This window comes from Xanthomonas arboricola, assembly GCF_002940665.1.
GTDB classification, from domain to species: Bacteria; Pseudomonadota; Gammaproteobacteria; order Xanthomonadales; family Xanthomonadaceae; genus Xanthomonas; species Xanthomonas arboricola_B.
Genome location: NZ_MIGY01000001.1, coordinates 252669 through 266407, shown reverse-complemented (window position 1 = coordinate 266407; position 13739 = coordinate 252669). Strand labels below are relative to the sequence as shown.

Annotated in this window: 14 protein-coding genes; 5 read left to right on the top strand and 9 right to left on the bottom strand. The window is 66.1% G+C overall.

Annotated elements, in window-relative coordinates:
* Positions 1–85: 85 nt before the first annotated feature.
* Positions 86–1360, top strand: a complete 1275-nt coding sequence (murA, locus tag XarjCFBP7645_RS01290) for a UDP-N-acetylglucosamine 1-carboxyvinyltransferase (RefSeq protein WP_104535950.1) — start codon at positions 86–88, stop codon at positions 1358–1360.
* Positions 1357–1680 (top strand): hypothetical protein, encoded by a 324-nt coding sequence (locus tag XarjCFBP7645_RS01285; RefSeq protein ID WP_104535949.1) that lies wholly within the window; start codon positions 1357–1359, stop codon positions 1678–1680. Before murA ends, XarjCFBP7645_RS01285 begins: the two co-directional genes overlap by 4 nt.
* Before the next feature lie 397 nt (positions 1681–2077).
* On the opposite strand, the gene XarjCFBP7645_RS01280 is transcribed toward XarjCFBP7645_RS01285, so the two are convergent.
* The 5 genes from XarjCFBP7645_RS01280 to purM form a co-directional block, all read right to left on the bottom strand.
* Positions 2078–2761, bottom strand: coding sequence for a DUF3108 domain-containing protein (locus XarjCFBP7645_RS01280; RefSeq protein ID WP_104535948.1), 684 nt, complete (start codon positions 2759–2761; stop codon positions 2078–2080).
* A 3-nt stretch (positions 2762–2764) separates the two neighbouring features.
* Positions 2765–3592: a DUF3108 domain-containing protein gene (locus XarjCFBP7645_RS01275; protein WP_104535947.1), complete on the bottom strand. Its 828-nt coding sequence runs from the start codon at positions 3590–3592 to the stop codon at positions 2765–2767.
* Between the two features lie 65 nt (positions 3593–3657).
* Positions 3658–4311 (bottom strand): phosphoribosylglycinamide formyltransferase, encoded by a 654-nt coding sequence (purN, locus tag XarjCFBP7645_RS01270; protein WP_104535946.1) that lies wholly within the window; start codon positions 4309–4311, stop codon positions 3658–3660.
* A 36-nt stretch (positions 4312–4347) separates the two neighbouring features.
* Entirely contained in the window at positions 4348–4806 is a 459-nt protein-coding gene (locus tag XarjCFBP7645_RS01265; RefSeq protein WP_104535945.1) for a hypothetical protein, read from the bottom strand.
* 14 nt (positions 4807–4820) lie between these two features.
* Complete coding sequence (purM, locus tag XarjCFBP7645_RS01260; protein ID WP_181126095.1) at positions 4821–5954, bottom strand: phosphoribosylformylglycinamidine cyclo-ligase; 1134 nt, start codon at positions 5952–5954, stop codon at positions 4821–4823.
* Between the two features lie 22 nt (positions 5955–5976).
* On the opposite strand from purM, the gene XarjCFBP7645_RS01255 reads away from it, so the two are divergent.
* The 3 genes from XarjCFBP7645_RS01255 to hda are packed head-to-tail and all read left to right on the top strand — an operon-like array spanning position 5977 to position 8959.
* A complete protein-coding gene (locus XarjCFBP7645_RS01255) occupies positions 5977–7089 on the top strand; it encodes a DUF2066 domain-containing protein (RefSeq protein WP_104535943.1) in 1113 nt (370 codons plus the stop codon).
* Positions 7086–8252 (top strand): AI-2E family transporter, encoded by a 1167-nt coding sequence (locus tag XarjCFBP7645_RS01250; protein WP_104535942.1) that lies wholly within the window; start codon positions 7086–7088, stop codon positions 8250–8252. Before XarjCFBP7645_RS01255 ends, XarjCFBP7645_RS01250 begins: the two co-directional genes overlap by 4 nt.
* Positions 8249–8959 carry a DnaA regulatory inactivator Hda gene (gene hda, locus XarjCFBP7645_RS01245; protein WP_104535941.1) on the top strand — a complete coding sequence of 237 codons (711 nt, stop codon included), beginning with the start codon at positions 8249–8251 and terminating at the stop codon, positions 8957–8959. Before XarjCFBP7645_RS01250 ends, hda begins: the two co-directional genes overlap by 4 nt.
* Before the next feature lie 1018 nt (positions 8960–9977).
* Here the strand turns inward: hda and murU are convergent.
* The 4 genes from murU to XarjCFBP7645_RS01220 all read right to left on the bottom strand — a co-directional run bounded on the left by murU (position 9978) and on the right by XarjCFBP7645_RS01220 (position 13697).
* On the bottom strand, positions 9978–10688 hold the full coding sequence (gene murU / locus XarjCFBP7645_RS01235) for an N-acetylmuramate alpha-1-phosphate uridylyltransferase MurU (RefSeq protein WP_104535940.1): 711 nt from the start codon (positions 10686–10688) through the stop codon (positions 9978–9980).
* Positions 10685–11707 carry an aminoglycoside phosphotransferase family protein gene (locus tag XarjCFBP7645_RS01230; protein WP_104535939.1) on the bottom strand — a complete coding sequence of 341 codons (1023 nt, stop codon included), beginning with the start codon at positions 11705–11707 and terminating at the stop codon, positions 10685–10687. The genes murU and XarjCFBP7645_RS01230 overlap by 4 nt, the downstream gene beginning before the upstream one ends.
* A 58-nt stretch (positions 11708–11765) precedes the next feature.
* Positions 11766–12038 (bottom strand): GlsB/YeaQ/YmgE family stress response membrane protein, encoded by a 273-nt coding sequence (locus XarjCFBP7645_RS01225; protein WP_006452367.1) that lies wholly within the window; start codon positions 12036–12038, stop codon positions 11766–11768.
* A 165-nt stretch (positions 12039–12203) separates the two neighbouring features.
* Positions 12204–13697 carry a M20 family metallopeptidase gene (locus XarjCFBP7645_RS01220; RefSeq protein WP_104535938.1) on the bottom strand — a complete coding sequence of 498 codons (1494 nt, stop codon included), beginning with the start codon at positions 13695–13697 and terminating at the stop codon, positions 12204–12206.
* Positions 13698–13739: the final 42 nt, after the last annotated feature.

Sequence of the window (13739 nt, the reverse complement as noted above, 5' to 3'; positions counted from 1 at the left end):
GCGCCCCGACTGCCAGCTGCCCGGCCGACTCCTGGCGACGCTTCCCATTCCCCCGACATCCCTTTACCGGATTCCCCAAGCTCCCATGGCAAAAATCGTAGTGACCGGCGGCCAAGCGCTGCACGGTGAGGTCAATATTTCCGGCGCCAAGAACGCGGTGCTGCCGATCCTGTGCGCGACCCTGCTGGCCGATGCGCCGGTGGAGATCAGCAACGTGCCGCATCTGCACGATGTGATCACCACCGTGAAGCTGCTCGGCGAACTGGGCGCGGAGGTCACCATCGACGAAGGCACGCTGGCCAAGGGGCGCTCGATCCTGGTCGACCCGCGCTCGGTCACCCACCAGGTCGCGCCCTACGAGCTGGTCAAGACCATGCGCGCCTCGATCCTGGTGCTCGGCCCGCTGCTGGCGCGCTACGGCAGCGCCGAGGTGTCGCTGCCAGGCGGCTGCGCGATCGGCTCGCGCCCGGTCGACCAGCACATCAAGGGCCTGCAGGCGCTGGGTGCGGAGATCAGCGTCGAGAACGGCTACATCAAGGCCACCAGCAACGGGCGCCTGAAGGGCGGCCGCTACGTGTTCGACATGGTCAGCGTCACCGGTACCGAGAACGTGCTGATGGCCGCCGTGCTCGCCGAAGGCACCACCGTGCTGGAAAATGCGGCAATGGAGCCGGAAGTCACCGACCTGGCCGACTGCCTGATCGCGCTCGGTGCGCAGATCGAAGGCGCCGGCACGCCGCGTATCGTGGTGCAGGGCGTCGAGCGCCTGGGCGGCGGGCATCATGCGGTGCTGCCGGATCGCATCGAGACCGGCACCTTCCTGGTCGCTGCGGCGATGACCGGCGGCAGCGTCACCGTGCGTCGTGCCCGTCCGGACACCCTGGACGCGGTGCTGGACAAGCTCACCGAAGCAGGCGCCAGCATCACCACCACCGCTGACAGCATCACGCTGGACATGCACGGCAAGCGCCCACGCGCGGTCAACCTGACCACGGCGCCATACCCGGCGTTCCCCACCGACATGCAGGCGCAATTCATGGCGCTCAACTGCGTGGCCGATGGCGTGGGCGTGATCAACGAGACCATCTTCGAAAACCGTTTCATGCACGTCAACGAACTGCTGCGCCTGGGCGCGGACATCCAGGTCGAGGGCCATGCCGCGATCGTGCGCGGCGCCGAGCGCCTCAGTGGCGCGCCGGTGATGGCGACCGACCTGCGCGCCTCGGCGTCGCTGATCCTGGCCGGCCTGGTGGCCGACGGCGACACCACCATCGATCGCATCTACCACCTGGACCGTGGCTACGAAAACATCGAGGAGAAGCTGGGGGCGCTGGGTGCGACCATCCGGCGCATCGCATGATCCTGCGCGGGCGGTTCACCACCCGGCGCAAGATCCTGCTCGGCGTGATCGTGCTGATCCTGGCGTGGCTGGCGTATGCCTGGTCGGTGGGCATGGCGATCACCCAGGGCGTCGAGTTCAAGGACATGGACTGGAACAACGACGGCACCGCCAGCCGCGACGAGATTGCGCAGTCGTTCTATGCGGTGGCGGTCAAGAAGACCGTCGACGGCAAGCGCCATTGCGATCTGTTCTATTGGCGCAGCAACGGCGAGCAGATCCGCGTGGACTGCCGCACGGTGTTTTCCAACGGGGACGACAAGGCGGCGGCCAAGCCCTGAGGAGTGATAGGTCGGTGCGGATATAGATCAGTCGTAGAGTGGCTGATCTGCGGCTTGGTTGCAGGGTCCTTGCCCGCCCGCCATCGCGGGACACGCCGCAAGTACGTCCATGTAGGCTCTTACGCGGCATCCATGCCGCGTAAGGTCCCGCGACGGTGGGCGGGCAAGGACCCGTCGAAATGGTCGGTGCGCATGTTTTCAATAAGACAACCGACTAACTCTCTGGTGCGGTGTCCTCGCCGATTGCGGGACCGTGTGGCGGCATGGATGCCGCCACCGAGCCCCAGGGACGGGTTCACGGCGTGTCCCGCGAGCGGTGAGGGCACCGCGCCCTCGACCCACTGGCTCCTAAAGCCTTGCGCCTTGGCGCGCTCTTAAAATGTCAGTTACATCTTGCTTAGCGCAGGCCCTTGATGGTCAGATCCAGCGCGTCCTGGCCTTTTTCCTTCTGCAGCAGGCGCGCCGGCACCGGCAGGTCCTTGACCACCCAGGCGATCAATTCCTTGTCCCCGTCCACGCGCGACACCTTGGTCGCCTGTTCCTGCTTGCCGTTGACGGTGATGGTTTCCTTGCCGACCACCTTGTAGCTCATCGGCTTGATGCGGCCTTCATCAACCATGCGGTAGTTCAGCGGCTTGCCGGCGGCCAGGTCGCGGGTGATCGCCAGGTTGATCAGCAGCGCATCCATGTCGCCGGGCTGCAATTTCACCGGGCCACGGCGGTCCGGCTTGATGTCGCCGCCCCAGGTCGCTTGGCTGGTCTTCCAATCGTAATTGGCGGTGACGTTGCGGCGCTTGACCATCATCGACGAGGTGTCGTTGCTGCTGACCGGGCGCAATTGGCCGCTGCTCTCTTCGAACACCGTGCTCTGGGTCAGGTTGGCCAGCTGGTTCTGGATGGTGAGCGTGTAGCGCCACTGATTGGCACCGGCGGCGGCCAGGGTCATGGTGCCGTTGGCCTGCATGCCCATGTAGTTGGCCGAATAATCGGCCTGGAACGGCTGCAGGGCGAACGCGGGCAGGCTGGCCACCGCCAGTGCGGCAGCGGCGATCAGCGAACAGGTGCGGGAAACGGTGTGCATGGGTCAGGCTCCTTGATATTCGACCAGGCGTAGATCGACCTGATCCTCACCTTTGTCACGTTGCAGGATGCGCACCGGGGTAGGAACTCCGTTGGCGATCCAGAGGATGGTTTCGTTGTCGCCGCTGTTGACGCGGTACACGCGCAACGCGTCGTAGCTCAGGTCGCCGACCTGCACCACTTCGGTGGCATCGGCGGCCTTGTAGTCGTACTTGCGCACCCGGCCGACATCGACGTAGCGATAGCTCAGGCTGCGCCCGGGTTGTGCATCGCGCATCAGCGACAGGTTCAGCGACAGCGCGCTCTGATCGCCGCGCTGCAGCGGAATCGGCTGCTGGCGCTCCTTCTTCAGATCGCCGTCCCACTGGGCGCTGGCGGTCTGCCAGTTGTAGACGCCGGTGACCTTCTTGCCGAAGAACATCGCCTTGCGCACGGTGCTCTGACTCAACGGCACGTAGGTGTCGCCATCGACGCGGAACACCGTGCTCTGTTCCAGGTTCAAACCCAGGATGCTGGCAAAACCCTTGCGGCCACGCACCGACATGTCGATACGCCACTGGCTGCCTTCACTGTTGCTGACCTGCATGGTGGCATCGCCGGCCTCCTTGCCGCGGTAGAACGCCTGGTACGTCGCCACGAAGGGTTGCAGCGGCGGCGGCGTCCAGGTGCTGCCAGGCAGGGAAGCCGCAGAGGCCGGCGCCGCTGGTGGCGCCGCGCCTGGAGCAGGGGCCGCCGGCGCAGGCACCGCACGCACCTGTTGCGCACGGCCGGCGCCGGCCGGGGCGAGCAGGGTGGTGGTCAACAGCGCGGTGGCGATCGGGAGGAATTTCATGCGCTGAGAGCGGGGCACGGGACCGCCAGGATGTCCGAGACAGGATGAGGAGGGCGTATCCGCATTCAGGCGAATGCGGTGTCAGCGGACTCTAGTCGCAGTGGCGTAAACAGGCACTGACCGTCGATATGGACGCCATCGCCACGCACCTGCACACGCCCGCTGGCGAGCAGGTCCAGCGTGGCCAGCAGCAGCGGGTGTTCGCGCGCCAACACGCGTGCGGCCAGTTGCTCGGCGCTGTCGTCGGGCAGCACCGGCACGCGCGCCTGCGCGATCACCGTGCCGGCATCCAGTTCCGGCACCACCAGATGCACGCTGGCGCCATGTTCGGCATCGCCGGCCTCCAGTGCGCGGGCATGGGTATGCAGGCCGCGGTATTTGGGCAGCAGGGAGGGATGAATGTTGAGCATGCGCCCGGCGAAGCGACGCACCAGCGGCTCGCCGAGGATGCGCATGTAGCCGGCGCAGATCACCCAGTCCGGCTGCGCGGCGGCGATCGCATCGCCCAGCGCAGCGTCGAAGGCCGCGCGGTCGGCGAAGTCGCGCGGGCTGGCGCTCCAGCGCAATGCCGCATCGACCTTGTGCAGTGCCGGCGCCTGCGGGCGATCGGAAAACACGCCGACGACCTTGGCCCGCAGCCGGCCGCTGGCGATGGCATCGAGGATGGCCTGCAGGTTGCTGCCACGGCCGGAGGCCAGGACGGCCAGACGCAGGCTCATGGGGTCGGGTTCGCTGAAGTCATGGGGCAGTGCGCGTCACGCTGCGGTGGCGGTCGGAGCGAACAAGGCCTTGACCTGCGGGCGCAGCAGCACCACCAGCGTAAACACGCCGACGAAGGTGCCGAACGGCATGAAGGAGCAGGAAATGCCGGCCACGATCAGGCACAGCAGATGCCGTCTGCGCTGGGCGATGCAGCGGCCCGCGTAGGCCATGAACGCCGCCAGCGTCAGGCCGCAGCCAATGGACACAGCCGCGAACGCCACGAAGAACCAGCCGAACAATCGCGGATCCATCGATGGTGCGTCCGCATTGGCATTTGTCATGAGCAGGTGCCCGGTGATGATTGCAATGCCCATGAATAGATGGATCAACGGGAAAAGCGAAAACAGCGCAGTGATGGCGGCCAGCACATAGTGAAAGACCGACAGCAGTTTCAGATGCTGGAGATCGTCAGCGCTGGCCGATGCCGGCAGTGCGCGTGGGGAAGCGTCCATGCAGCTCTCCTCGATCAACCGATCCGCACGCGCTCGTCGCCCTGTGCCGGGACCACCTGGCCGATGCGCCAATGCGCCAGCGACTGCGCATCCAGTGCCTGTTCCAGCGCGGCAGCCTGCTCGGGTGCGGCGATCAGCACGAAGCCGATGCCGCAGTTGAAGGTGCGCCACATTTCGGCATCGGCCACCACGCCTTCGCGCTGCAGCCAGGCGAACACCGGCGGCAGCGTCCAGGCCTTGGCGGCGATGTCCAGGCCCAGGCCGTCGGGGATCACCCGGATGATGTTTTCGGTCAGCCCGCCGCCGGTGATGTGCGCCATGGCGTGGATGCTGTCGCGATGCGACTTGAGCAGCGCCAGGATCGGCTTGACGTACAGCGCGGTCGGCGCCATCAGCGCATCGATCAGCTTGACGCCGTCGTCCAGCACCAGCTCGGCGGGTGAGCCGGCACGTTCGTAGATCTTGCGGATCAGCGAGTAGCCATTGGAATGCGGGCCGGACGAGGCGATGCCGATCAGCACGTCGCCTGCGCGGACCTGCGCGCCGTCCAGCAGCTGCGATTTTTCCACCGCGCCGACGGTGAAGCCGGCCAGGTCGTACTCGCCCGGCGGATACATGTCGGGCATCTCGGCGGTTTCGCCGCCGATCAGGGCGCAGCCGGACAGCTCGCAGCCGCGCGCGATGCCTCCGACCACCGCCGCGGCGGTGTCCACGTCCAGCTTGCCGGTGGCGAAATAATCCAGGAAGAACAATGGCTCGGCGCCCTGCACCAGCACGTCGTTGACGCACATGCCGACCAGGTCGATGCCGATGGTGCCGTGCCGGCCCAGCTGGTGCGCCAGCTTGAGCTTGGTGCCGACGCCGTCGGTACCGGACACCAGCACCGGCTCCTTGTACTTGCCGGACAGGTCGAACAAGGCGCCAAAACCGCCCAGGCCACCCATCACCTCCGGCCGGAAGCTGCGCTTGACCAGCGGCTTGATGCGTTCGACCAATGCATTGCCGGCATCGATGTCGACGCCTGCCTCACGGTAGGTCATGGGCGAGGGATTGGAAGGCGTTGGGCTGGTCACGGGCGGGGAGGGCTCGGCTGTAAAGGCGGCGATTTTAGCAGCCACGTTGGCGCTGGCGCCCCATTCGGGCAACAATTCACCCGGATACGCTTAAGTCATGGAACCGTCGATGCGCCGCAGTCTCGCTTTCTTTCTCGCCCTCGTGGTCGCCATGCCCCTCGCGCCGGCCTTTGCGCAGGCCGATCTACGCACCGAAGGCGACGTCGCCAAGGCGCAAAGTGCCTACGAGGCCGATGTGCCGGTCAACAGCCAGAGCGAGTCCGATCGCCCCGGTGCGTTGGCGCGCGCGCTTGGCGCGGTGCTGGGCAAGGTCTCCGGCGACCGCGGCGTGATGAGCCGCCCCGGCGTCTCGCAGGCCTTGCGCGGCGCGCCGGGCTATGTCGAAAACTACGATTACCGTCAGGACCAGGGCACCTCGCGCACCGGAGCGCCGACCTTCCGCACCGTGCTGGTGGCACGCTTCCGGCAATCGGACGTGGATGGCCTGATCGCCGCGCTGGGCCTGCCGGTGTGGCCGCTGCCGCGGCCCAAGCCGGTGCTGTGGCTGGCCATCGACGACGGCAGCGGCCCGCGCCTGGTCGGTGTGGCGCAGGCCAATGCCGCGCGCAGCGTGCTGGACCGGGCAATCGAGCGCGGCTACCGGCTCGGCCTGCCCGGCGGTGCCGCCGCCGAGCAGGTGCTGGCCGGCGCGATCTGGCGCAAGGACACCGCCGCAGTGGCGCGCGCCTCAGCCAAGTACAGCCCGCCGATGCAGTTGATCGGCAAGCTCTACCGCAATGACGCCGGCTGGACCGCCGATTGGGTGTTCGTCGACAACGGCAACGTGCTGTCCAGCTGGACCAGCAGCGACGGCGACGCGCGTCGCGCGATGGCTGCCGGTGCCGACGGCGCGGCCGATGCGCTGGTCAAGCGTTACGCCAAGCGCGTGGATTCGGGTGTGCCCGGGGTCTACCGCGCGGTGATCACCGGCATCGGCAGCGCCGACGATTACCTGCGCGTCTCTGCCGCGCTGCAGGGTGTCTCGGTGGTGCGCAGCATCCGCCCAATCAGCGCCAACGGCGACCGCATGGAAGTGGATCTGGAATTGCTCACGGGTATTTCCGGTCTCAACCGTATGCTCGGCGACAACAGCCCATTGGTACCCGTTTCGGTGCCGACCGAGGGCCCGATCATTCTCGAAAACGAGCACGCCGAGTACCGCCTGAAATGACTTTGACTCCCGAAGCCGAAATCGCCCTGTTTCTGCGTCGCCTGAAATGGGTGGCGCTGACTGTCGGCGTGTTGTGGGTGGTATCGCTGCTGTCGCCGATCCTGACGCCGTTCGTGCTGGCGCTGTTGCTGGCCTGGCTGGGCGACCCGTTGGTGGACCGCATCGAGCGCGCCGGCCGCTCGCGCAACATCGCGGTGGTGCTGGTGTTCGTGCTGGCGCTGCTGCTGTTCGTGCTGGCGCTGATGATTCTGGTGCCGATGATCGAGCGCCAGATCATGACGCTGATCGATGCGCTGCCGCAGATGCGTGCCTGGGCGATCAGTACCGCCATCCCGTGGCTGGAAGCCAAGACCGGCGTGGAGCTGATGGGCTGGCTGGACCCGGAGCGTCTGATCGACTGGATCCGCAGCCACTGGGAACAGGCCGGCGGCGCCGCCAAGACCTTCTTCGGCTATGTGCAGCGGTCGGGCTTTGCGATGGTGACCTGGGTGATCAACCTGGCGTTGCTGCCGATCCTGGCGTTCTACTTCCTGCGCGACTGGGACCGCCTGGTCGAGCGTGTGGCTGCAGTCATTCCGCGCGCCTACATCGGCACCGTGAGCCGGCTGGCACAGGAATCCAACGACGTGCTGGGTGGCTTCATCCGCGGCCAGTTCCTGGTGATGCTGGCGCTGGGGGCGATCTACGCCGCCGGGCTGTCCATCATCGGGCTCAATCTGGGCCTGTTGATCGGCATCATCGCCGGCCTGATCAGCTTCATTCCGTATCTGGGCGCCACCACCGGCATCGTGCTCGCCCTGCTGGCGGCGGTGGTGCAGGCGCAGGGTTTCGACCTGAAGCTGCTGATCGGCGTCGGGGTGGTGTTCACCGTCGGCCAGTTGCTGGAAAGCTATGTACTGACGCCGCGCATCGTCGGCGACAAGATCGGCCTGCATCCGGTGGCGGTGATCTTCGCGGTGATGGCGGGCGGCCAGTTGTTCGGCTTCCTGGGCATGCTGCTGGCGTTGCCGGTGGCGGCGGTGGCCAATGTGCTGCTGCGCTATGCGCATGAGCAGTACACGCGCAGCGATCTGTATGCGGGCGAACGCGCCGGTATCGTGCTGCAGTCCACCAACGAGCGCAGCGTGGTCATCGACCCGAGCAAGGACACGGATCGGTTGTGAGCGTTCCGCAGTTGCCACTGGCGCTACGCGCGCCGCCCGATCAGCGATTCGATAGTTACATCGCCCCGCCTGACGGCCTGCTGTCGCAACTGCAGGCGTTGGCGATCGGGCAGGTGAACGACTGGCTGTATCTGGCCGGCCCCGCCGGCACCGGCAAGACGCATCTGGCGTTGTCGTTGTGCGCGGCCGCCGAGCAGGCCGGGCGTGCCCCGGCGTACCTGCCTCTGCATGCCGCCACTGGCCGGTTGCGCGATGCGCTCGAGGCGCTGGAAGGGCGCAGCCTGGTCGCACTGGATGGCGTGGAGATTGTCGCCGGACAGCGCGACGACGAGGTGGCGCTGTTCGATTTCCACAACCGCGCGCGTGCTGCCGGCACCACCTTGCTGTACACCGCACGACACATGCCCGATGGCCTGGCATTGGTGTTGCCGGATCTGCGCTCGCGGCTGTCGCAGTGCATCCGCGTCAGCCTGCCCGTGCTCGACGACGCGGGGCGCGCGGCGGTATTGCGCGATCGTGCGCAACGGCGCGGGCTGGCATTGGACGAAGCGGCAATCGACTGGCTGCTGACCCACAGCGAGCGTGAACTGGCCGGACTGGTGGCATTGCTGGACCGGCTGGATCGCGAGTCGCTCGCTGCCAAGCGCCGCATCACCGTGCCGTTTCTGCGGCGGGTGCTGGAGGATCGCGGCTCGTCGAGCAGCTGACGGAATTACCCCGCTCACCGCTAGACAGGCACGGGCTGCTTTGCGCTTCCCATCTGCATCTATCGCAGTGTCCAGGCACTCGAGGCACAACGCCTAAAGCTTTTAGAGCAGATGGTCTGTGGCGCTGCTGCAAGGCCCTTGCCCGCCCACCATCGCAGGACACGCCGCAAGTACGTCCATGTAGGCTCTTACGCGGCGTCCATGCCGCGTAAGGTCCCGCGACGGTGGGCGGGCAAGGACCCGTCGGGATGGTCGGTGTGCATGGATCACAGCAGGAGCGGCGGTCGGCGAGTTAGGTCAGCGGTAGTTCCATGGACTTTGTGTGATCTGACTGACGTGATCTGATTGCAGCGACGCTTTCCGCCGAATGCGCGCAGAGAGGCAATCGGGATTGCCCATGTCGTTACATAGCCGTGCATCCATGCATGCAAGCGACTATGCCGCTACGTTAAGTCATCTGGCTTACTGTAAGTCATCTCGCTTGTGCAGTTCCAACAGCGCACGACCAACCTGGCAGGCGTGATGTCCTCACCGGTTGCGGGACCCTTGGCGGCATGGATGCCGCCAAGGAGCCTCCACGGACGGATTCACGGCGTGTCCCGGAAGTGGTGAGGGCATCGCGCCCTCGACCAACCAAACCGTTGGTTCAAATGTCGGACCGCAACTAAGCACCGCCACGGTCCACGTCTCCACGTTTGTCTCGAGTGGCCCAGACAGTGCGATAGATCGGCTGCAGAACTGCAGAGCTCCAGATCTGTGGGTTGTCTGCAAGGCCCTTGCCCGCCCACCATCGCAGGACACGCCGCAAGTACGTCCATGTAGGCTCTTACGCGGCATCCATGCCGCGTAAGGTCCCGCGACGGTGGGCAGGCAAGGACCTGTCGGGATGGCGGTGCGCATGGATTACAGCAGGAGCGGTGGGCACCGGGTTGGATGCAAGGCCCGTCGAGATGGTCGGTGTTCGTGGTTCGAGCAATGCATGACATGGGGCCGGGCGTTTGCAGTGGCGTGGCTGCGATCAGCCGTCGTCGCGCAGCAACCGGGCATCCAGCTCCGCCAATCGCTGCGGCGTGCCGACATCGGTCCAGCGCCCGGCATGGTGGATGCCGTCGATCAGGCCTGCGGCCATCTGCGCGCGCAGGATCGGCGCCAGCGCAAAGCGCGGCGCCGTGCCGGCGGGCTCCGGGAGCTGGCCGATGACCGATTGCCAATCGGCCAGCAACGCCGGTCGATACATGCCGATGCCGGCGTAGGTCAGCGTCGCGGGCAGATCTGCGCGCACCTTGCCATCGGCATCCAACGCAAAGTCTGCGCGTGCTGCATAGGCTGGTTGATCGACCAGCACCAGCTGCGCCAGTCCCGCCGGCGCACCCGACAGCCGCGCAAAATCGAAATCGGTCCAGATATCGCCGTTAACCAGCAGGAACGGGGCATCGCCCAGCAACGGCAACGCGTGCAGCATGCCGCCGCCGGTTTCCAGCGGGCTGTCGCCCTCGAAGGAGTACGTCAGCCGCAGCCCGAATGCGCCGCCATCGCCCAGTACATGAGGAAATTGGTCGGCCAACCATGAAGTATTGATCACCACCTCGTCCACGCCCAGCGCGGCCAGCTTACGTAGATGCCAGACAATCAGCGGCGTGCCGCCGACCGACAACAGCGGCTTGGGCGTGCGCTCGGTCAACGGACGCATGCGTTCGCCGAAGCCGGCTGCGAAGATCAGCGCCTTCATGCCCCGGCCTGCGCGGAGCGTGCCGCCAAGGCGGGTTTGACCAGGTCTTCCAGCAGGCCGATCAGCGGCGCAAGCTCGGGATGACGCGGCAACACCTCGTCCAGATAGGCGATGAAACGCGGCACGTTATCCAGATACCAATGCTTGCCGTCGCGATGGTTCAGGCGCGAGAAGATGCCGAGATTCTTCAGGTGCCGCTGCACGCCCATCCAGTCCGCATCGCGCAGGAATTGCGCCAGCGGCGGCACCGGCAAACCGGCTGCTGCGGCACGTGCGTGGTAGCGCTCCAGCCAGCCATCCACGCGCGCAAGCGGCCAACTCACCGAGGTGTCCTTGAACAGACTGATCGGGTCGTAGGCGATCGGCCCGATCACGCAATCCTGGAAATCCAGCACTGCCAGCCCGTCACTGACCGGCATCAGATTGCGCGGCATGAAATCGCGATGGGCGAACACGCGCGGCTGCGCCAGCGCGTTGTCCATCAAACGGCGCTGCACCAACTGCAACTGCTCGGCATGCCCGCAGTCCAGCTGCAGGCCCAGGTGGCGGCCGAGAAACCATTCTTCGAACAGGCCGGCATCGCGTTGCAGCAGCGCCTCGCCGAACACGCCGCTGTCGGGAGGCGGGGCAATGCGTTGCAGCAATAGCAACTGACTGATCGCAGCATCCAGCAACGCGTCGGCATTGGCGTCGGTCAGTATCTGCGCCAGGGTCGGCACGCCCAGGTCTTCCAGCAGCAGGAAGCCCGTTTCAAGATCCTGCGCAAGCACCTGTGGCACGCGCACGCCGTGGGTGCCGAGCAGGGCGTGCATGCGTAACCAGGGCGCCACGTTTTCCAGTGCAGGTGGCGCATCCATCAGGATGCGATCCGCGCCGCGTCCTTGCGTACGCCAGTAACTGCGAAATCCCGCATCGACAGAGGCACGTTGCAGCGTGACCTCAAGGTCATCTAACACATGCCGCGCCCACTGCAGACGGAGCGCATCGCGCGCGGTATCGGTAAGCAACGATGACGTCATGGGTGAGCGCTGTCTCGGGGAGTGAGGCGTAGCCAGGTCGAAAGCGACGCCGGTTCGATCAACGCTTGCTGCCGCTGAACAGGCGCAGCAGTGCCAGGATCGCGATCGCACCCAACAATGCGCCGAGGAAACCGGCCGGTTCGCCGGCGTGGTACCAGCCCATGTAGCGGCCGAACCAGCTGGCCACCACTGCACCGGCGATGCCCAGCACGATGGTCAGCAGGCAACCCAGCCGCTGGGTGCCGGGCGTGATGAAACGGGCCAATAGCCCGACCACGAAGCCAACCAGGATGATGTAAAGCCAGCTGTCGCTACCGAAGAGATTGTTCATCGCAGGCACTGAGGGAAGAGGGATCGGCAGACTAGCATTCGCCGCCGCGGCAACCACGTGTGCAGTGCCGACTGCCGCGACGGCGTTGGGACCATATCCATGCGCGCCGCCGCGCATGACAAAGCACCTGACCACCCCATGATGCGCGGGGCGGTCAGGGATCAATCAGCAGCAGCCATGCCCGCCATGACGGGTGCCACTGTCAGCCGCCACCGGCGAGCCGCTGGTCTCGCCGCGCAGGCAGGCGGCGTGATGCTCGGCGATCACCTTGGACACGCAGGCCGTCACCCGCTTGCCCATCGGGATGTGCAGGAACTCGTTGGGGCCATGCGCATTGGAGTGCGGGCCGAGCACGCCGGTGATCATGAACTGCGCACCCGGGAACTTCTCGCCCAGCATGCCCATGAACGGGATCGAGCCGCCTTCGCCCATGTACATCGCCGGTTTGTCGAAGAACGCCAGGCTGGCCTCGTCGATGGCCTTTTCCAGCCACGGCGCCATCGCCGGCGCATTCCAGCCGGACGATGCCTTCTCCAGCTCCAGCGTTACCTGGGCGCCGTTGGGCGGATCGCGCAGCAGCGCTTCCTTGAGCAGTTCGCCACAGGCCTTGCCGTCGGCGGTCGGCGGCAGGCGCAGCGACAGCTTCACTGCGGTCTGCGTGCGCAGTACGTTGCCGGCCGAAGCCAGCGGCGGCATGCCAGCCACGCCGGTGATCGACAGCGCCGGGCGCCAGGTGCGGTTCAATACCAGCTCGGTGAGATCGTCATGCATCGGCGCCAGGCCATCGACCATCGGGAACTTGTCGAAGATGGCGGTATCCAGCGTCGCCGCCGCGGCCCTGGCCTGCGTCAGACGCTCGGCCGGCACCTCCACATGCAGTCCGTCCAGCAGGATGCGGCCGCTGACTTCGTCCTCGATCCGCGACAGCAACTGGCGCAGCAAGCGGAAGCTGGACGGCACCACGCCGGAGGCGTCGCCAGAGTGCACGCCTTCCTCCAGTACCTTCACGCTCAGATTGCCGCCGGTCAGCCCGCGCAGCGAGGTGGTGCACCACAACTGCTCATAGTTGCCGCAGCCCGAATCCAGGCACACCACCAGCGATGGCTTGCCGATGCGTGCGGCCAGATGGTCGACATAGGCCGGCAGGTCGTAGCTGCCGGATTCCTCGCAGGCCTCGATCAGCACCACGCAGCGCGCATGCGGCAGGCCCTGGGTGCGCAGCGCCAGTACCGCCGCCAGCGAACCGAAGATCGCATAGCCATCGTCTGCGCCACCGCGCCCGTACAGCTTGTCGTCGCGCAGCACCGGCTCCCATGGGCCGAGGTCGGCGTCCCAGCCGGTCATTTCCGGCTGCTTGTCCAGGTGGCCGTACAGCAGCACGGTGTCGTCGCCCGATTCGGCGCCGGTTGCCGGGATCTCGATGAAGATCAACGGCGTGCGGCCCTCCAGGCGCACCACCTCGACCTGCATGCCTTCGATCGCCTGCACGCGCGCCCAGGTTTCCATCAGGGTGACCGCCTGTTCCATATAGCCATTCGCGACCCAATCGGCATCGAACATCGGCGATTTGTTGGGAATACGGATGTAATCGACCAACTGCGGGACGATTTCGCGGTCCCAGGTGTCGCTGATGAATTGGTCGATCTTGGCGCTGTCCATGGAGACTCCGAATACGTGACGTAACGGCACATTCTACCTCCG